The 21,007-nt window shown below is 29.9% G+C and carries 16 protein-coding genes and 1 other annotated feature; of the genes, 3 read left to right on the top strand and 13 right to left on the bottom strand.

All coding sequences use genetic code 11. From position 1 onward, the window contains the following. Nucleotides 1-121: 121 nt before the first annotated feature. The 5 genes from ACX0KU_RS06030 to metG all read right to left on the bottom strand — a co-directional run bounded on the left by ACX0KU_RS06030 (nt 122) and on the right by metG (nt 6,577). On the bottom strand, nt 122-1,162 hold the full coding sequence (locus tag ACX0KU_RS06030) for a 3D domain-containing protein (protein WP_472991964.1): 1,041 nt from the start codon (nt 1,160-1,162) through the stop codon (nt 122-124). A 275-nt stretch (nt 1,163-1,437) separates the two neighbouring features. Then, nucleotides 1,438-2,202 (bottom strand): TatD family hydrolase, encoded by a 765-nt coding sequence (locus ACX0KU_RS06025; protein WP_472991963.1) that lies wholly within the window; start codon nt 2,200-2,202, stop codon nt 1,438-1,440. A gap of 147 nt (nt 2,203-2,349) precedes the next feature. Then, nucleotides 2,350-2,859, bottom strand: a complete 510-nt coding sequence (locus ACX0KU_RS06020) for a hypothetical protein (protein ID WP_472991962.1) — start codon at nt 2,857-2,859, stop codon at nt 2,350-2,352. A gap of 123 nt (nt 2,860-2,982) precedes the next feature. Then, nucleotides 2,983-4,509: a DUF445 family protein gene (locus tag ACX0KU_RS06015; protein ID WP_472991960.1), complete on the bottom strand. Its 1,527-nt coding sequence runs from the start codon at nt 4,507-4,509 to the stop codon at nt 2,983-2,985. Between the two features lie 127 nt (nt 4,510-4,636). Beyond that, nucleotides 4,637-6,577: a methionine--tRNA ligase gene (gene metG, locus ACX0KU_RS06010; RefSeq protein ID WP_472991959.1), complete on the bottom strand. Its 1,941-nt coding sequence runs from the start codon at nt 6,575-6,577 to the stop codon at nt 4,637-4,639. 97 nt (nt 6,578-6,674) lie between these two features. Then, nucleotides 6,675-6,930 (bottom strand) — a binding site (T-box leader). A gap of 237 nt (nt 6,931-7,167) precedes the next feature. Here metG and ACX0KU_RS06005 point away from each other — a divergent pair. Further along, nucleotides 7,168-8,070, top strand: coding sequence for a polysaccharide deacetylase family protein (locus tag ACX0KU_RS06005; RefSeq protein ID WP_472991958.1), 903 nt, complete (start codon nt 7,168-7,170; stop codon nt 8,068-8,070). 68 nt (nt 8,071-8,138) lie between these two features. Here ACX0KU_RS06005 and ACX0KU_RS06000 read toward each other — a convergent pair whose 3' ends face one another. The 6 genes from ACX0KU_RS06000 to ACX0KU_RS05975 all read right to left on the bottom strand — a co-directional run bounded on the left by ACX0KU_RS06000 (nt 8,139) and on the right by ACX0KU_RS05975 (nt 16,487). After that, complete coding sequence (locus ACX0KU_RS06000) at nt 8,139-11,405, bottom strand: SNF2 helicase associated domain-containing protein (RefSeq protein ID WP_472991957.1); 3,267 nt, start codon at nt 11,403-11,405, stop codon at nt 8,139-8,141. 139 nt (nt 11,406-11,544) lie between these two features. Continuing rightward, nucleotides 11,545-12,438, bottom strand: a complete 894-nt coding sequence (gene thrB / locus ACX0KU_RS05995) for a homoserine kinase (protein WP_472991955.1) — start codon at nt 12,436-12,438, stop codon at nt 11,545-11,547. 313 nt (nt 12,439-12,751) lie between these two features. Beyond that, nucleotides 12,752-14,413, bottom strand: coding sequence for a putative ABC transporter permease subunit (locus ACX0KU_RS05990; RefSeq protein WP_472991954.1), 1,662 nt, complete (start codon nt 14,411-14,413; stop codon nt 12,752-12,754). Beyond that, entirely contained in the window at nt 14,406-15,131 is a 726-nt protein-coding gene (locus tag ACX0KU_RS05985) for an ABC transporter ATP-binding protein (RefSeq protein ID WP_472991953.1), read from the bottom strand. The genes ACX0KU_RS05990 and ACX0KU_RS05985 overlap by 8 nt, the downstream gene beginning before the upstream one ends. A 196-nt stretch (nt 15,132-15,327) precedes the next feature. Beyond that, the gene (locus ACX0KU_RS05980; protein ID WP_472991952.1) at nt 15,328-15,849 is read right to left on the bottom strand and encodes a spore maturation protein; all 522 of its coding nucleotides are present in this window, start codon (nt 15,847-15,849) and stop codon (nt 15,328-15,330) included. A 62-nt stretch (nt 15,850-15,911) separates the two neighbouring features. Next, nucleotides 15,912-16,487 carry a nucleoside recognition domain-containing protein gene (locus ACX0KU_RS05975; RefSeq protein WP_472991951.1) on the bottom strand — a complete coding sequence of 192 codons (576 nt, stop codon included), beginning with the start codon at nt 16,485-16,487 and terminating at the stop codon, nt 15,912-15,914. A gap of 230 nt (nt 16,488-16,717) precedes the next feature. Here ACX0KU_RS05975 and ACX0KU_RS05970 point away from each other — a divergent pair, with 230 nt between their 5' ends. Further along, nucleotides 16,718-16,960, top strand: coding sequence for a metal-binding protein (locus tag ACX0KU_RS05970; RefSeq protein WP_472991950.1), 243 nt, complete (start codon nt 16,718-16,720; stop codon nt 16,958-16,960). Nucleotides 16,961-17,074: 114 nt separating this feature from the next. Here ACX0KU_RS05970 and pepT read toward each other — a convergent pair whose 3' ends face one another. Then, nucleotides 17,075-18,301, bottom strand: a complete 1,227-nt coding sequence (gene pepT / locus ACX0KU_RS05965; RefSeq protein ID WP_472991949.1) for a peptidase T — start codon at nt 18,299-18,301, stop codon at nt 17,075-17,077. A 209-nt stretch (nt 18,302-18,510) separates the two neighbouring features. Next, a complete protein-coding gene (locus ACX0KU_RS05960) occupies nt 18,511-19,548 on the bottom strand; it encodes a DUF6263 family protein (RefSeq protein ID WP_472991948.1) in 1,038 nt (345 codons plus the stop codon). 311 nt (nt 19,549-19,859) lie between these two features. Between ACX0KU_RS05960 and ACX0KU_RS05955 the strand changes: the two genes are divergently transcribed. Then, nucleotides 19,860-21,005, top strand: coding sequence for a glucose-1-phosphate adenylyltransferase (locus ACX0KU_RS05955; protein ID WP_472991947.1), 1,146 nt, complete (start codon nt 19,860-19,862; stop codon nt 21,003-21,005). The last annotated feature ends 2 nt before the right edge of the window (nt 21,006-21,007 follow it).

Raw genomic sequence — 21,007 nt, 5'->3', positions numbered from 1 at the left:
AAGCTAAAAAGTCGGCTACGCCGACTTTTTTCGTTAGGGAGACCTAGTCCCCCTTCGACGACACTATACATCTGCGCACGCTCTAATTTCCTGTAAACTAAAAAAAAAGAGCGTAATCGCTCTATTTAACAACGTACACATCTACATATCTTACTCCCCACCTGTAACATTCAGCATCCGAATCAAGGTACACATCAATTTTGTTTCCCTTAATAGCGCCACCTACATCCTCGGCGATAGCATAGCCGTAACCATCTATATATAATTTTGTTCCAAGTGGAATAACATTAGGATCTACAGCTACAGAGCTGTAACCTTCCTGATTTCTTTTTGCTCTTGTACCAGATGCAGTCATTCCAAAGTATTTATCCCCAGGTCTTTTGCCTGTATCTTTTAAACTTGATGTATAGGCCGTTGATTTCATTCTGATCTTTTCAGCGTAAGCTATGTCTCCTCCACGAGAAAGATTCATAGTCTTTAACGTACCCATCGCCACTATTTTATTGCTTGGATTTTTAATGACTTTCTCTGCTACCACAGCTCTTGATACTTCTTTTCCATTTTCATATATTACTTTTATGTTCACTTCTTTCTCGCCAGTTGTTCCTTCTTGCACAACTTGTTTATGTCCATCCTTTAATGAATTATTCTTTCTTATTTCTGTGGCAAATTGAATTGATTCAATTTTCTTTTCAATTTTAGTATTAATTCTTGTAACCACAATTTTTAGACCGTTCTTAATTTTTTCTTCTTTAGCTGGAGAAATTTTATCCTCTTTTGATAATTGTATACCTTCTTCTGAGAACATCTCTTCAATTCTGTCTGCATTAGTAAGAATAGCTTTCGTTTTGCCGTCTATCTCTAGCTCAACATTAACAGCTTTTTCTATTCTTATAGTATCTCCTGATTTCAACTTACTCTTTAGTTGTGGTTCTACAATATCTTTTGGACCCAATATTATTCTATTCTTTTTCAAGACATCTTCTACGCTACTCTTATAAGTCATTACACTAATTTCTTCACCGTCAATTAAAATGTTTATGCTCTTCTCCATGCTAAATACCCCTATGCCTACACATATAAGAATTAGCATAACTATAAGAGCTGTTTTAGGTCCGTTCGATAAGTAGGCTCTCATGTTGCTTTTAAATTTTTGTAACATAAATAAACCTCCCTGACAAAAGCGCCTTAACCATTATACCCTCTATTGCAGTTTACGTCAAATTGGGCTCCTTTTATCCTTTTAATAAGTTAATAAAATGCATACTTTGCATATTGTTGTTAATCTTTAGTACCTATATACAATTAGTATGATTGTATTTATATACTTATGTTAATTCATTGCCAACCTCGTAACCTTTTATACATACGGTTGAAAATTTATCACTAGTTATCTACTTACTTTTTTTTCCAGTAGCGTAGTTATATTCTACACTATTAATTAATTCTTAGCAAGTCCTTGGTATTTTCTATTGTTCTACGCTCTACTTCTTCTACTGATAATCCTTTAACTTCTGCTATTTTTTCTATTATAAACTTTATGTAGTCAGATCTATTTCTTTCTCCTCTATGGGGAGTTGGTGCCATATAAGGTGCGTCTGTTTCAACTAAAATTCTTTCTAGTGGAACTTCTTTTACCACCTCTAAAGCTTTTTTTGCATTATTAAAAGTAACAACTCCGGTAAATCCTATATAATATCCTAGTTTTAAGCATTCACGAGCAAACTCTACACTACCTGCAAAACAGTGAAGAACACCCTTAACCTCTGGAAACTCCTTCATTATATCTAAAGTGTCTTTATGTGCATCTCTATCATGAATTACCACTGGCAAATTTAACTCTTTTGCTAATTGCATTTGTTTTCTAAATACCTCTATTTGAACTTCTTTTGGTGGATTATGCTCCCAATAATAATCAAGCCCAATTTCACCTATAGCTCTAACTTTGGGATTCTTAGTCATCTCTTTTATCTCTTCTAATGCTTTATCCGTAAGTTCAGTAGCATTTCCTGGATGAATGCCTACAGCAGCATAAAAAAAGTCATATTTTTTAGCTAGTTTGAAAGATTCTCTCGCTCCTCTTAGAGATGCCCCACAATTTAGTACTCCTACTATATTATTTTCTTTTAATTCTTTTATAAGTTGTTCTCTATCTACATTAAATCTTCTATCATCATAATGTGCATGCGAATCAAATATCATGTTAATTCCTCCAAGTATAGAAATTTTATTAATATATAACCAAACTTTATTATATCATTTTTATATACTAATGCAAATTTTAGACTTTATGTGATAATAAACTAACTAAAAAACCACTTTCTAATATATTAGAAAATGGCATCTAACTTACTTATGCTGTACAGATTTTAAAAATATGATAAATTCATCTAAAGTTTGACTAAACTTAACAAGCATTTCATGTTTCTTTTCTAACTGCTCAATAGTTTTATTTAAGTTCTTCATTCCTGATTCATGATTTCCAGCTTTAAGTTGTCTATTTGCTGTTTTTAGTGTATTCCACATAGACATCTCTACTTCGCTAATCTCCATAAGTTCATTCATAATTACATTCATTTTTTTATCTAGATTTTTTTCAAATTCTTCTTGAGCTACGATATTATTATTAGATAGCTCTATAAATATTTTTTCTACTTCTTTTAACTTCTTATCAATTTGTTTTTCTAACTTTTTATTCATCTTTTTGTGATGCTTAATCATATCTCTCTTTTCTTTAACATGTTCTTCATGATGAGGGTTTTCCATTGTAGTTTCAAAAATCGACTTAGCATAAACAATATTTGAAGAAAAGAATATAATCATTAGCATTGATAATAGCGCTAGTTTCCACTTTCTCATAATAATCACCTCCTATTTTAGCTTCTCACTAAACAGATGATTTATGTTGAGATGTTTATGGTATATTTTAAAATTTTTACTCACCATTCTATATTATATTAAATTTATAATTGTATTTATATGTTATAGTCTAGAAAGTATTGCCGATACTAATCCCATTACAAAACCAAGTAGGGCTCCAAGCCAAGTTATGGCCTCTAATTCTTTACTAGCTATTGTAAGTATAAGATTTTCTGTAAAAGTAATATCAAAAATGTTTATTTTATCTTCAACTATTTTACTTATATCAAAAGCATTTAAAAACTCTATTCCTCTAGTTTTTAAGAAGGTTTCAAAAACTTCTTCCGCTAATTCTGCAGCAGCTTTTGATATACTTTTTTTATTTCCCTTAAACATATCCTGCAAAGGCATATTCAAGACATCTTTTACAAAATCATCAACATACATCTCTATCTTATCTTCGATTTCCTTACTGTTTATAGTACAACTTATTTTTTCACCAATGAAATTCTCTATAAGTTCCTCTAAGTCTATATCTAACTTTTGTAAAACTTCCTCAATAGTGTTACTATCCTTTAGCTTTTCTTCTAGATCTAAAATTAAGTTTTCTATTAACTTATCATCTATTAGCTTTTCTGATATTGCTTCACTTATATTCCTTGCATTTCTCTTTTTTGCTTCTTCAGAAAGATTATAAAAAATATCTGATACTCTATTGTCTAGTCCCTTATCAATTAATTCATTTATTAGAAGAGCAATTTCTCTATGAGTATCTTCTTTGTCTAAATAATCTTCAATTGCAGGTAGCAATTTAGCATATATCATATCTGGATTTAAGAACATAGCTACCATAGAATTTAAATTACTACTTATCATATCAGATAATGCATGTTTTATTTTGATTTGTATATTTTCATCTTTTAGCATTTGCTTTATAGTCATTGCTATATCATAGTTCTTGCTATATATGTATACTTTTAATGTACTTACAAAGTCTGCCGGAAGAATTTCTTTTAACGTCTTATTATCCTTCTCAAACTCACTCATTTTAGTTTCTATTATATTTTGAATATTTTTCTTGAAATCGTCTGAGTTTTTATACTCATTGACATTCTCTAATAGATTACTTCTAATTTTTTTATAGTACTGACTGTCTAATATAGTCTGCGGACTATTATTTAGTTCATTTTTTATTTCTTGCAACAACATCTTCTGCATTTCTTTTTTAAATTTCTCTTTTTTTATAGTTCCTAATACAAAGCCTGCTACCTTAATTTTTATATAACTCTTAAAAGAACTATATTTTTCTCCAATTATATGTTTAATTTGTTCTCCTAAAGACTCATTACTTGCCTCTAACTCCAAAACTTTAGCTTCGACCCATCTCCCAAACTTCTCATCAATTCCATTATCTTCTATAGCCTGAATCATAGTATCAGTTGTAAGCAAGTGATTTCCTACTGCATCTCCTATACTACTTGCCATCCTCTTTTGCTCCTTTGGAATAAGTCCTGGAGTAAATGGCACTTTAATACCGAATATCCTTTTTTCTGTTCGTGGTCGAAATAGCATTTTTATAGCTAACCAATTTGTTATATATCCTATTATTGAGCCTATTATAGCTGTAAATAAAATTTCTTTATACTGCATAACTAATCCTTCCTCCATTGTTTCTTATTTCTCTTTGCTAAAACTTGAAGAAGGAAACAAGTTGCTCTTGTCTCCTTTATCTAGTTAGTTGTAAGTAATAATACCTATTTTTTTATTATTCTAATTATTATTTTACAACGCTTCCTGTTGGAAGTTCTCCTGGATTTACTGCAAATAATTTTTCCTTATCATCTGAGGCTGCAAGAATCATGCCTTGTGATAATTCCCCTCTTAATTTTACTGGTTTTAAGTTTGCTACTAAAACAACGTATTTTCCTATTAAATCTTCTGGCTTATAATACTTAGCTATGCCAGAAATCACCTGTCTTTCTTCTCCTCCTAAATCAACCTTTAACTTAAGAAGTTTATCTGCCTTTTTCACTGGCTGGCAATCTATAACTTTTACTACTCTCAAATCAATTTTCTCAAAGTCTTCTATTGTAATTTCTTCTTTTAATGGCTTCATCTCAACCTTGCTAGAATCTTCAGCTATCTTTACTTTCTCTGCTTGTAGCGCTGCAAGTTCCTCAAGTTTCTTCTCTACATCTATTCTTGGGAATATAACTTCTCCTTCCCCTACCGTTGTTCCAGCTTTTGTTCCATCAAAAGAAGCTAAACTATCCCAAGTGCATACATCTATATTTAATTGTTTATTTATCTTTTCACTTGTTTCTGGAAGAAATGCTGAGAGCATTACTGATACTGCTCTTAAGCTCTCAACTAGATTATATAAAACTGTTCCAAGTCTTTCTTTTTTATCTTCATCCTTAGCAAGCACCCAAGGCATAGTCTCATCAATATATTTATTACTTCTTCTTACAACTGTCCAGATTTCATCCAAAGCTTCTGGTAGTTTTAATGCATCCATTCTTCCCTCTACCTTTGATGGTGACCCTAAGGTAACCCTTATTAAATCTTCATCTACTTCTTCTTTGGAATTTGGCTCTTGAATAACTCCATCAAAATACTTATTTATCATAGCAATTGTTCTATTTACAAGATTTCCAAGATCATTTGCAAGATCTGAATTTGTTTTCTTTATAAATATTTCACTTGTATATAGTCCATCTTGCCCAAATGGTATCTCATGAAGAAGATAATATCTTACTGCATCTGCTCCAAAGTGCTCCACTAGGGTAACTGGATCAACTACATTACCTTTAGATTTTGACATTTTGCCACCATCAACTAAAAGCCATCCATGCCCGAAAACTTGCTTTGGAAGTGGTAACTCTAAAGCCATAAGCATAATTGGCCAATAAATTGTATGGAATCTTAAAATATCTTTTCCCACTAAGTGAATATTTGCAGGCCAATATTTTTGATATAGTTCATCATTATCTTGATTATAACCAAGGGCTGTTATATAGTTTGCAAGGGCATCTATCCATACATATATTACATGTTTATTATCAAATGTAACAGGAATTCCCCAATCAAATGAAGTTCTTGACACACATAAATCTTGAAGTCCTGGTCTTAAAAAATTATTTAACATTTCATTTTTTCTAGATTCTGGTTGTATAAATTCTGGATGTGTTTCTATATGATCTATTAATCTATCAGCATACTTTGACATCCTAAAGAAGTAAGCCTCTTCTTTGGTATTTTCAACTGGTCTTCCGCAATCTGGACAGTTCCCGTTTACAAGCTGTGTCTCTGTCCAAAACGATTCACATGGAGTGCAATATAAGCCTTCATACTCACTTTTGTAGATATCTCCTTGATCATAGAGCTGTTTAAATATCTTTTGCACTGTTTCTATATGATAATCATCTGTAGTTCTTATAAACTTATCATAACTTACATTCATTATACTCCATAAGTCCTTAATACCTGCTACTATTTCGTCAACATATTCCTTTGATGTAATTCCCTTCGCCTCTGCAAGTCTTTGAATCTTTTGTCCATGTTCGTCTGTTCCCGTTAATAAATATGCATCATAGCCTGTTAGCCTTTTAAACCTAGCAATAGCATCTGCGGCTACCGTAGTATACGTATTTCCTATATGCAAATTTGCTGATGGATAATATATTGGTGTTGTTATGTAGTAATTTCCTTTGCTCATTTTAATTCCTCCATTTTCTTTTGCTGAGAAATTCTATAGAATACTCAACTCCATTAAATTTACTTAAATAAAAAGCCTCTAAGCAAGCTTTATCCTGCCTAGAGACGTAGTTTACGTGTTACCACTCTAATTTGTTTTTGACTCTCATCAAAAACCTCAATAAGTGACTCCTTGCCAGATAATATAAGCAATTCTATCACTCTACAATATAACGGTTGCTTCCGTACTACCCTAAAAATTTCGAATAGTATGCTCCAAGGCCATCTTCACAAACTTCTGTGTCACTAGCTTTCACCTAACCTAGCTCTCTTATAGACAACTTCATTTGTTACTCTTCTCTTCAATGCATTTAATATACTAATTTCTAAATAAAATATTATGATAAATAGGTTAATATGTCAATATTATTATCTCCTATGAAAATAATTTTTATGTTTCTTATGTATAACAAGTTTTATTTACTTTTATGGACAAATTGTTTAACCAAATCTAACATAAAGTGATATAATAAAGTACATACAAACTTAATACTTAATAAAATCTTTTTAAAGATTGTTGTAGATATTTTAATTATAGGGGATGGGATAATCTTGAGACGTTCACGAAAGAGACAAAATATAAAGAAAATAATTATTGTAACACTTAGCTTTATGCTTATATTTGCCATGGGATTTACACTAGGAATGAAATTTTTAAAAAACCCTACAAAAAATCAAGTTAAAAACAATATTCCTATACAAGGTAATAAAGATAATTCTACTGATGAAAACGTAGACAAGCCTAACGACCAGAATAATCAGAATGGGAATAATGATGAAGATTCTAATAATAATCTAACTACACCTAATAAACCACCAGAAAATGTTAAACCATCAGATGCTGCTCCAGATAAAAAAGAAGTTTTTTTAACTTTCGATGATGGTCCAAGCTCTAAGGTGACTCCAAGAATATTAGAGATTCTGGATGATTATAATATTAAAGCTACTTTTTTCGTTATTGGAAAAAATGCTGAACAGTATCCTGAACTAACAAAACGAACTCATGATTCAGGACACTTAATTGCTAATCATACTTATTCTCATGACTATAAATTTATCTATAGCTCAACTAATAACTTTTTAGTTGATTTAGATAAAAGCAATAAAGCTTTAGCCTCTATATTAGGCTCCTTTGATAATAAAATTATTCGTTTTCCTGGTGGTTCTTTTGGCAGAACTGCTTATAAGGAGGCTGTAACTAAAGCTGGTTACACATACGTAGATTGGAATGCTTTAAATAACGACGCTGTTGATTCTAAAAGAAGCACTATCCCTTCAGCAGAACTTGTACAAAATTTAAAAAACTCCGTAAATAATATGAATCCCAAAAATAAAAATCATGTAGTTATCCTAATGCATGATACTGGAAGTAAAAGCACCACCGCTGATTCTCTTCCTGAAATAATAGAATTTTTAAAGTCTGAAGGCTATGAGTTTAAAACTTTAGCCGAGTAAGTTTAATAATATAAAAATGCTGTAAGGTTATTTAAGAATAACTTTACAGCATTTTTTAATACATACTTTTATACAAATAAATCTCTTACCTCGTCTTCACTTAACTCGGATATTAAGTTTTCCTCATAAATATCTGAGTTTATAACATTATTTATGATTTCCCTTTTCTTTTGTTGAAGATTATATATTTTCTCTTCAATGGTGCCTCTTGTAATCAGTTTTATAACTTCTACAGTGCTTTTCTGTCCCATTCTATGTGCTCTATCCGTTGCTTGATCTTCTACTGCTGGATTCCACCATGGGTCAAAGTGTATTACAGTATCTGCTCCCGTTAAATTAAGCCCTGCCCCTCCAGCCTTTAGAGATATTAAAAATACTTTACTTTTTCCATTATTAAAATCTTTAACTATAGTCACTCTATCTTCCATCTTTGTTTTACCATCTAAATACATATAATCTATTTTTTCTTTTATAAGTATCTTTTCTATATTTTTAAGGACAGTAGTAAATTGAGAAAATAGTAGTATCCTATGCTCTGAAGATATGCTTTCCTCTAAAATACCTAGAAGTGTTTCCATCTTGCCACTATCACCCTTATAATTTTCTATAAATATAGATGGATCATCACAAATTTGCCTTAATCGTGTTAACATAGATAATATTTTAAGTCTACTTTTCTTAAAGCCTTTTTCTTTTATTTCTATAGCTAAATCCTCTTTGAATTGACTTAAATATGCAGCATATAATTTTTTCTGTTCATCAGTCATTTCTACCAATATTTTATGCTCAATTTTAGGTGGTAGTTCACTTAACACATCCTTTTTTAATCTTCTTAATATAAAAGGTTTAATGTGCCTATTCAATTCTTGCAATGCTAATTTATCATTATCTTTTACAATAGGAACTTCATAATTTTGCAAAAACTTATTATGATTCATCAAATATCCTGGCATTATAAAATCAAATATAGACCATAACTCAGTAAGAGAATTTTCTATTGGAGTTCCTGTTAAAGCAAAATAAGCTTTTGCCTTTATTTCTTTAACAGCTCTTGAATTTATAGAACTAGGATTTTTTATATTTTGTGCTTCATCTAGTAGACAATATTTAAAAATAATTTCTTTGTATTCTTCTACATCTCTCCTTATTAATGGATAAGACGTAATTATAATATCATAATTTTCAGCTTCTTTTAGCTTTACTTTTCTCTCTTTTTTATCACCTGATATTATTAAAGTAGTTAAATTAGGTGCAAACTTTTCTATTTCATCCTTCCAATTATATACTAAAGATGTTGGAGCAATAACTAGTGTTGGTACTCTTTTATTATCCTTTATTTCCGATTCAATAAAAGCTATTGCTTGAAGAGTTTTACCAAGTCCCATCTCATCTGCTAATATTCCTCCTAGTCCACAACCTGCAAGAGTTTTCAGCCACTTGAATCCAAATCTTTGATATTCTCTCATAACTTTATCTAAATTTTCACTAGCTTTAAATTCGATATTTTTCACAGACTTTATATTACTTACAAGATTGTTAAAGCTCTCATGGGCTTTTACTGATACTTGCTTATCTTTTACAAGTTCATCTATATATAAAGCATTATAAGTAGATAAAAGAATTTTTTCCTTTTGCAAATCAAAATCTTTTATATTTAGGTATTTAATCATATTAGAAAAATCCTGCAGTTCTTGTGATTCAAGTGGTATAAACCCACCTTTCTTAAGCTTATAATATTTCTTCTTTTCTTTTACTGCATTAAATATATCCTTAAGTTCTTCTCTTTCAACTTCACTTATATTAAAATCAAATTCTAGTAAGTTATGTTCATTTATTTTCACATTAGATACTATAGTAGGATTATTGTATATTTTTATATTCTTAAATTCTTTTGAGTAATAAACTTCTCCTAAATTAGATAGATGTTCAATTTTGTTTTGTATAAAGCTTATAATATTTTCTTCCTTTTTCATAACAAACCTATAGTCTTCTTTTTGGAATCCGCTATCTATTAATTCTTGAATTATCTTAAGTTCCTGAGATATATCTCTTATAAGTATACTATCCCCACTTCTTATTTCTTTGTCCTTTAGAGGATTTATACTTATATCTCCATAGTTAAACTTTACTTCTATAGTAACTCCATTACCTTTTTTATCAAAATACATTTCTGCCCTTAAGGGCTCCTCATAAAATTCGTCAGATATAGTAGGATCTATATTTATATTAGAACTTATGTCTCTTAAACTAGGCAATATATAAGATCCCAGTTCTTCCTTGTCCTCCATATTGAACTTTATAGTATTGTTTATCTTAGTATCATATAAATTATAAAAGGCTTTAAATATCTTAGCCTTATCTTTTGTAATATGATATATCATATTATTATATATTACATATTCACCGTCTTTAGTTAAAAATATAATCGATTCTCCTTTTTGTTTCATATATATATATCCCTGTTGTTCATATATATCAAACTCCAAAGGTAGTTTTTCTTCTATTATATTTGTAGTAATTGAATATCCTTTATTGAATCTAAATTCAATAGGTTTATCCTTTAAGCTATATAAAATTCGCTTTAATTGATTGTCTGCTAATAATGCCTTTTTTCCCTTTAATAATCTATTATGTCTATATCCCTTATCAAAACTTTGAAGATTCTTATTTATTTCATAAATCTCCATAAGTATACTTATACTCTTCTCATCATTTGGAGAGAATACATGCTCTTTAGGCTTATAAATAAAGTTCTTTCCAAAGTTAATATTTTTATCTTTATTTTGAACAACATCCAAAAACTCAATTAAATCTTTTATTACATATAATGTATCTTCTCCTATTTTAAATTCTATAGAAGATAGTTCTGAAAAAATATCCTTTTGGTGAATTGTATAATGTAACTTCACTTGCTTTTTTATATTATCTCTGACTAAAATTCCTACATTAAGCTCTTGTAATAAATCTTTAATTTGTCTTGATCCTTTACTAAATTGAATAATCTTTCTTTCCTCTCTGACTTGCTTTAACAGTAAAGCCACAACGTGCTCACAAATTCCTATTGCAGAAAAATAATTAGATAAGGGCTGACAATCACATTTGGAATTTACTATTCCTCCATATTCAGTAACGAATGCTCTTGAATTATAGACTCTATCCTTACTACTTGATTCAATAACTCCTTTAATCAATGTAAACTCTTCTCCAGTAGTATCTTCTTTTACCTTTTTAGATGACACTTCTAAAACCTTGCCATCTAAGTAATGACTCTCCCCTCTATCATAAATAACTCTACTAGTCAAATTCTTAATAGTTCCTTCATCTATATAAATCAAATGATCACCTCTACAAAATTTACATGAAAATATATTATATTAATCATTTTAGACTAAGTTCCTATAAAAACAAACATCAATATAAAATTTCTGGAAAATAATTAAGAGATAGTCCTCAAAAATGAGAACTATCCCTTACCTATTTATAAACCTTAACTCCTTCAAAGTCCGCTTTAAGTGTATATGTTTGCCATTTATCCTCTAATGAGTCTAAAAACTTTTTCATATTTTCATAAAACTCTTTATTATTATCATCTATTAAGGCTATAAGAGTAGATCCTGATCCACTTATAAACTCTGCTAGAGCTCCATTTTTCTCTGCTTCCTTAAATATGCTATCTGTATTTCTTATTAATCCTTTTCTATAATCTTGATGGATTTTATCTTGTATACTTACTCTAAGTTTTTCAAGCTCACTATTATTCATAGCATTAACAAACATTGCCGTTCTTGAAAGATTAAATATACAATCTTCTCTTGTATATGTTTTAGGTAATACCCCTCTTGCATCCTCTGTACTTAGCTTAAAGTCTGGCACCATAACAAACATACTTATATTCTCAGGCACATTAACCTTTGAGTACTCTACCTTATTATTGTGTACAAGAGATATAACCATGCCCCCTACTACAGCTGGAACTATATTATCAGGATGTCCTTCTATCTTTGCCGCCTCATTTATTATATCTTCCTCACTTAATATATTACCCATAAATGCATTTGCTCCAGCTATTCCAGCTACTATACAAGTAGCACTACTTCCAAGCCCTCTAGACATAGGCACATCGCATTTAATCATATTTATTCTAAAACCATCACAAGGATATCCGTTTTTTTTCATTGTATCAGAAAAACACTTATATATTAAATTTTCCTCTAATGGTATTTCAGATGTTTGTCCATTTTCTAGAAACTCTATTCCATTTTCAATTTTCTCTATTGTTATCTCATTATAAAGATTCAAAGCCATTCCAAAGCTATCAAATCCCGGTCCCATATTTGCCGTAGTTGCAGGCACTCTTACCTTTATCATAATATACACCCCTCATCTTTTTAGAGCCACGTACTAAATCAGTATTTATATTTTATCTAAACTAATTATTATATTTAATACTCTTAATCTAAATAATGCCATTTATTGTTCTTTCCAAGATTACATATGTGTTTTATTTAAGGATTTTCATAATAATATCATACTATATCAGTGTTTTCAAGCATTAAAATTAGGAACTATACTCATATATTTAATACATATCCCGCTATAAATTTTAAAACCACTATTAAATATATTAAGAGTCAGATTTTCACCTGACTCTTAATTATTTTTATATTATTTTTCTTATCAATTATAAATTACCATACAGTTTTGTGCCTCTTCTTAATATTACTTTGTATAGAATTAAATTAATACTATTATATACTGTAAACAAAAATATAGCTGTTATAGTAAAAGATACTTTAAATTTATATATAATAAAAAGTAGACTTCCTGATACTACTATACTTAACACTAAGTTTATAAGGACATTCATATTTTGCTTTACTGCCTTCTGTTCATTATCCCAATGTAACTTAGGACTAATTAAGTCTATTAGTATACCAATAAAGTTTGTAAATAGAATAGCACATAATCCAATAGTACTAATTAGAATTAATAATAACATAGGGGTAGGAGTGAACACTATTAGTACTATGATAAGCATAATCATTCCAATTGCTCCCATAATAAATCCTGAGAATACCTTTGACATTATTTGTGTCTTATAATTCATAGGTATATACTTATTTACAAATAAGTTTTTCCCTTCCCTAGATATTGATGTTGCAGCAATAGCATTTGAACTAGATATAAATACTATTGCTGCAATAGCTCCTGCAAGTATAATTGGTGCTTTGTCTGATTGAGCCACAAGACCACTTATCATTTCTAAACTATTTCCCTCTTCTGGATTCAAAACTGATGAAAGTAATATAAATACTGGCCATAAAAAGTTTATTATTACGCAGTTCATAAAATACGCTGGAGTTCTAAAGAGTATTTTAATTTCTTTTATTGTATATGCTTTAAATGAGGAATTTTGAATTGTTACTTTAGAAAACTCTTCACTACTTAATTCTTTTCTTTTAGTTGTAACTTCTGAAATTCCTATAATTCCTTTTAAATACAGTCCTTCACCTAATAAAATAAATATAGCTATTGCTAGTATAGTTATTCCTATAAATAGGATTAGATTTAAAGCTCCAATAAGTGAAGTATTTTCCACTAAAGCTAAGGCAGCAAGTTTTCCACTTGGAAACATTCTTGAAGTTAAATCTATAAGAGAATTATTTCCCTCCACAAACATTTTTTGAATTTGTTCTGGACTTGTAAGACTTGCTGCAGTTTTTTGCATAAATATATTTACTCCTATACCGATAAACATTGCAAATATACCGCCAACCGTCTTAAATCTATCTTTATTCTTTGCTATACTAGTAAATCTCATTATTACCATTACTATTATAGATGATATTATTAGTGGTATTATAGGAAGGATTAGAAATATTAATATCCCAAATATATAATATAAAATCCCAGCACTATCACTAATACCGTAGGCTATTATTATTGGCGCTAAAATTATTATTTCAGTTAAGTATTCATAAATTAAAACAACCACCAATTTAGCACTCATTATCTGTGATGCCTTAAAAGGAAGGGGTAATAGATACTCTATATCCATAGAAAAGTAGAATGTTCCCATTACATAAAATATGCCAAAGAAAAATATAATCATACTTACCACAGAAAGTCCAAGTCCTAGCAGCGCTCCTTGTTGATCTATTGGAGCTAATGCCTCATAAACTTTACTAACAAAAGCTCCTAAGCCTATAGCTAAAGGCATAAAGCATGCTATTAAAAATAATATAATGCCTACTCCCTTTAGCTTTATTTTACCTCTACTTTTTCCTAAGGATTCTCCATTAGTTTTTAATAATACCTTTGTTAAGGCTATAAACCTACTCATTTCCAGTCATCTCCAAAAACATTTTTTCTAAGGACTCATTTCCTTTAGCCTGCTCTTTTAGCTCTTCTAATCTTCCGAAAAATAATATCTTTCCTTTATTTATTATAGCTACCTTGTCACAAATCTTTTCTGCTACTTCAAGAACATGAGTTGAAAAGAAAACGGTCCTACCACTATCAGCATGCTCTCTCATCATTTGCTTTAATGTATATGAGGATTTTGGATCTAATCCTGTCATCGGTTCATCTAATATCCAAACTGATGGTTCATGTATAAGCACTCCCATTATTATTATTTTTTGCCTCATACCATGAGAATAACTTTGAATTTGATCACCAAGTGCATCCTTTATTTCAAATCTTTCTGATAGACTATCTATTCTATCTTTACGAATCTCCTTAGATACATTATAAATATCTGCCATGAAGTTCAAGTATTCTATTCCTTTTAATCTTAAAAACATGTCTGGACTATCTGGTACAAACCCAAACTGCTCCTTAGCCTTTAACGGATCCATTTGTATATCTATGCCATTTATTTTTATGCTCCCAGAGTCGGGTTTTAAAATACCTGTTATCATCTTAATGGTAGTTGTTTTGCCTGCCCCATTTGGGCCTAGAAAGCCAAAAATCTCTCCATCTTCTATTGTTATATTTAAATTATCCGCAGCCTTTACTACATTATTGTAACTTTTATTTACATTTAAAATTTCAATCATAACTTACTCCTTTTAAATAATTAGTTCTTTAATAATATTAATTATTTATTATACCTCAAAGGTTTATTCAACACCACAAATTCATTCCAATTTGTTCATATATAATTAATCCGATGTCCTAGTTTTGTCATGTAATTTAAATAAATAAAGTTAGGCGACTGTTCTATAATTTAATTACATGAACAGCCACCTAACTTTATTTAAACATAATCTTTGCAATACTTACTGCAGCTATCACAGCGGTCAGGTCAGCTAAAATTGCTGCCCACAATGTATGTCGTATCTTTTTTATATTTACTGCACCAAAATATACTGTAAGAGTATAAAATATAGTTTCTGTAGAACCTATTATAATTGATGCTACAAGTCCTATATATGTATCCGCTCCATACCTACTTAAAATATCCATGAATATTCCCTGTGCTCCGCTTCCTGATAAAGGTTTTACCATCACAAGAGGAACTACCTCTGGTGGAAGACCAATAAACTTTACTATTGGCTGTACACCTTTTATAAAATACCCTAGAGCACCTGATTCTCTAAATACTCCTACTCCTATAAGCATAGCTAATAAATAAGGATAAATATTAAAACAAACTTTAAGACCGTCCTTTGCCCCTTCAATAAAGCATTCGTATACTTTTACTTTTTTAAACATTCCATAGGCAACTATAGAACCTACCAATATAGGAATTAGTGAACTTATAAAATACGTCAAACCATCTCCCCCTCTACAAAACAGAATTACACTTTAAAATTAATCTCATATTGCTTATATACTCAGAAAAATCTTTGTAGTATTTTACAATATATAACTCCCATAAATGCAGCTATCCCGGTAGCTATTATAGCTGGAATAATTACAATTCCTGGATTAGCAGATCCACATGCTGCTCTCATAGAAATAATCGATGTTGGAATAAGTTGAATACATGCTGCATTAAGTACCAAGAAAAGTACCATATCATTACTTGCTGTATCTTTACGTGGATTGATTTTTTGTAGTTCCTCCATAGCCTTTATGCCAAAAGGAGTAGCCGCATTTGAAAGTCCTAACATATTAGATGTAAGATTTAAAAGTATACTTCCCGTAGCTTCTTGGCTCTTTTGAGCATCCTTAAATAATATCTTTAGTATTGGTCTTAATACGATACCTAATTTATCAGTTATTCCACTTTTTTGAGCAATCTTCATTATTCCGCACCAAAGACACATCATTCCCATCAATGCAATAATTAATTTTACTGAAGCTTCTGTTGATCCCATAATTGATTTTGAAATTAACTCTCCTCTTCCAGTAGCTAGTCCAAATATCACTCCAAAAACTACTAAGAAAAACCATATTATATTTATCAAATCTACCACCCCTATAAAAAGTAAGTTCCAATAATCTATGTATATGTAATTATCAATATAGCCATCACCTTGAACATATGAAAATAATTAAAATATTTACTGAAAAACAGTCCCTTAACCTTAAAATCAAGAGACTGTCCTATATTTCTATAACCTTATTGAAATTATACATGTTAAATGATACTATTAAATGTGGTTATATAATTCTTTATACGATTTGGGGGAGAAAAATGATATTGCGTGATATTATGAAGTATATAGAAAGTGAATATGGCATTATTAATTCTACTCCTTGTGAAGCTTGCGGAGGATCTTTTATAGCGGAATCTTTAGAGATTCATGTGCTAGATAATATCCCACATGATATCTGCATATGTGTTTGTTCTGAATGTGGCCATGAAAAATCCTTTAGCTTTTGTGCTCCATTTATAGAGGATGAGTTATTTAAAACAGCCAAAAGGGCTATGCACTAGTTTAAATAAATACTATTCTTATATTAACTAAAGCACATGCTAATAATAAAATCAGCAGCATAATTTTTAAAAAATAACTGCTGATTTTTATTGTACTAAAATCTTCACATTACATTAGACTTTTTCATATAATTCTACTATTTTAAGTATTACTTCCACTGCTTTTTCCATAGCAAAGATAGGTATATACTCATATTTCCCATGGAAATTATGACCTCCTGCAAATATATTTGGTGTAGGAAGTCCCATAAAGGAAAGTTTTGCTCCGTCCGTTCCACCCCTTATAGGTACTACCTTAGGTTCTACTCCAACCTCTTTCATAGCCTTAAAAGCAATATCTACAATATGCTTCACTGGTTCAATTTTTTCTTTCATATTATAATATTGATTCTTCATTTCTAATGTAACTGCTCCCTCACCATACCTGTTATTTAAATTTTCTATGATATTCGTAATAGTACTTTTTCTATTTTCAAACTTATTCATATCATGGTCTCTTATTATATATTGAAGAACTGTGCCCTCAACATCTCCATTAAAAGAGTTAAGATGATAGAAGCCCTCATACCCTTCTGTTTTTTCAGGAACTTCTTTCTGTGGAAGCATTGTTATAAATTCATTTGCAATAAGTATTGAATTAATCATTCTATCCTTTGCATATCCTGGATGAACATTTCTACCTTGTATAGTTATCTTAGCCTCTGCTGCATTAAAATTTTCATACTCAAGCTCTCCTATAGGGCCTCCATCCATAGTATAAGCAAAATCTGCCCCAAACTTCTTAACATCAAAGTGATCTGCTCCCTGTCCTATCTCCTCATCTGGAGTAAATCCAACCTTAATTGTTCCATGTTTTATTTCTGGATGTTTTATTAGATAATCTACAGCAGTCATTATTTCTGCAATTCCTGCTTTATCGTCTGCTCCTAATAGTGTAGTTCCATCTGTAGTTATTAATGTTTTTCCAATATAACTTTTTAATTCCGGGAAATCTGATATCTTTAATACTATATTATTGGATTTATTAATTATTATATCTTGCCCTTTATAGTTCTCTATAATCTGTGGATTAACTCCTTTTCCACTCATATCAGGCGATGTATCCATATGTGCTATAAATCCTATTGTTGGAACAGTCTTATTTGTATTTGAAGGTAGTGTAGCCATTACATACCCATTCTCATCTAAAGATACATCCTTCATACCCATTTCTTCTAACTCTTTTCTTAATTCCTTTGCTAATATCATTTGTGTATCTGTACTTGGTACTTTTCCAGTTTCTTCACTAGAGCTTGTATCATATTTAACATATTTTAAAAATCGTTCTACTACCCCTTCCATAATACATCCTCCTTTATTCCTTAACTATAAATTTTTCAATTCTATTTTCGCTTAGTCAATTTCAAAAATTACCCACATTTATATTATAATTTAACATAATATATTTACAATCATCATTACCATTTTAGCACCATTATCTTATAGAGTACTTTAAGGATTCATTGTCTTTTCTAGAATCCTTAAAGTTTATAAAGCTATTTTAAGTATCATTACTGTCTTAGTACATTAACCCTTATTTTCTCTTCCACAGATATAGGAAATATCATACTCCCCATATTAGGATCATCTGATATAAACTTCATTTTTCCATCAAATTTGCTCTCCATATCTGCCATTTTAATTACACCAGTTTCTTCATTTAAGCTAATATTTCCTTTTTGAGTTCCTTTAATATCCTCATAGTTGATCTTTATATTATCTACTATAGTAGGTTCAGCCTCTTCCTTACCTTTTATCTTTGAATCTACAGTAATACTTGATGTTCCATCTGAACTTTCTTTTAAAGTATAGTTATTCTCTGTCACTATAGGAAATTCATTCGAAACATCTCTATCCTCTTTCCAGCTTTCTCCCACTTTAATATTTTTATTGGGATATACTGCAGTTATTCTCTCTATCTTTTTTGTTATTGCTTCATTTCCAAACTTATCTTTCATAACCTTTTTGATTTCTTCCTTATCTTTTTCACTCTTTATATTCATCTCAGTAAAAAGTTTATTTACTATTTCATCCATTCCTACCACTTGTTTCACTTTACCATATTCCCCTACTTTTATAGTAAAACTTTTTCCTACTAGAGCATTATAAATCTTTGAAAACTTATCCATTCCTTGAGCTAGAGCTTCTTTATTTTCTGAAGGTGGTTGTTTCTGACTATTACTTTGTTCTTGCTCTTTCTCTTCATCATTGTCTTCTTCACCACCGTCCCCTTTTGATTTATTATTAGAACTTTGTCCATTGCTTGTGGTGAATTTTGCATCTACAGTATCAAAGCTCACCGTAATATCCGCATTTTTATTTTCATCTATATTAGTTACATGGCATAAATACCCTATTCTAATTTTAGACTGTACTTCTGTGTCTCCACCTTTTATTGTTTGGATAATCTTTTCGCTGCTATCTACTTCAACTTTGTATGAATCACCTTTTTTTAGTTTTATTAGCATGTTAACTGATTTATTTATACATCCACTAAACAATAAAGATACACAAAGGAATAATATGTAAACCCTTAATCTTTTTTTCAATTATATTCCCTCCTAAAAATTTTTCTTAATGTTATTGTTCCATTAATTTAAATATTTAAGTATTATAATGAAAATCTCTCTAGAAAAACTATAAATATTATATTGAAATTTAAAATTTCAAATCCCTAAAACTTTATTTTTGGTAATTTTAGGATTTTATTATTGAAATTAACTGTAAAATATTGTAATATACTTATATGCGCTAAATACATTATAATAAACTATTTTATATATTAACCTGAATATATTCATACAAACATTAATACAATTTATAAGATAAGCTATTACAAATATAAACGGTGGTGAAATAAATGCTAAAAAAGGAAATAGTAGCAATGATTCTTGCTGGTGGTCAAGGTACACGACTTAAAATTTTAACTACAAATAATGCTAAACCAGCTGTACCTTTTGGTGGCAAATATAGAATAATAGATTTTACTTTAAGTAATTGTTCTAATTCTGGAATTGATACTATAGGAGTTTTAACTCAATATCAACCTCATATATTAAATGCTCATATTGGTATAGGAAGCCCTTGGGATCTAGATAGAAATAAAGGTGGAGTTACAATTCTACCACCTCATATTAGAAATGACGGTGGTAACTGGTATATTGGTACAGCTGATGCTATATATCAAAACATGCATTTTATTAATAGATATGAACCTGAACATGTTCTTATACTTTCAGGTGATCATATATATAAAATGGATTACTCTAAAATGCTAAAATTTCATAAAGAAAAAGGTTCTGATGCAACAATAGCGGTAATAGATGTTCCTTTCGAGGAAGCTAATCGATTTGGAATTATGAATACAGATGAAGATAGCAAAATATATGAATTTGAAGAAAAGCCTGAAAATCCTAAAAGTAATAAAGCTTCTATGGGTGTGTATATTTTCAACTGGAAAACTTTAAAAAAGTTCTTAACTACTGACTCTCGTGACGAACATTCTCATCATGACTTCGGAAAGAATATTATCCCTTCACTATTAAATTCTGGTTATAATTTATATGCCTATCCTTTTAAAGGTTACTGGAAAGATGTCGGTACTATTGAAAGCTTATGGGAATCTAATATGGATTTATTAAATCCCGACAATGAACTAAATATTCATGATAGGGATTGGAAAATATATTCTGTAACTCCAGCAAAACCTCCTCAATATATAGGTACAAATGCTAAAATAAATAACTCTTTAATAGTTGAGGGCTGTAGTATTCTTGGAACTGTCAATAATTCTGTAATCTTCCCTGGTGTTTATGTAGGAGAAAATACAATAATCGAGGATTCAGTAATTATGTCTAATACTAAGATTGAAAACAATGTAATAGTAAGAAAATGTATCATTGGTTCTGAAAGTGAAATACACAAAAATAGTATAATAGGAAATTCTCAAGGTATAACTGTAGTTGGAGATCATGAGAAAATTGAAATTAACTCTATAATAAAATAATT

This window comes from Clostridium sp. X, from assembly GCF_055755365.1.
This window is presented reverse-complemented; position numbering and strand designations above follow the sequence as displayed.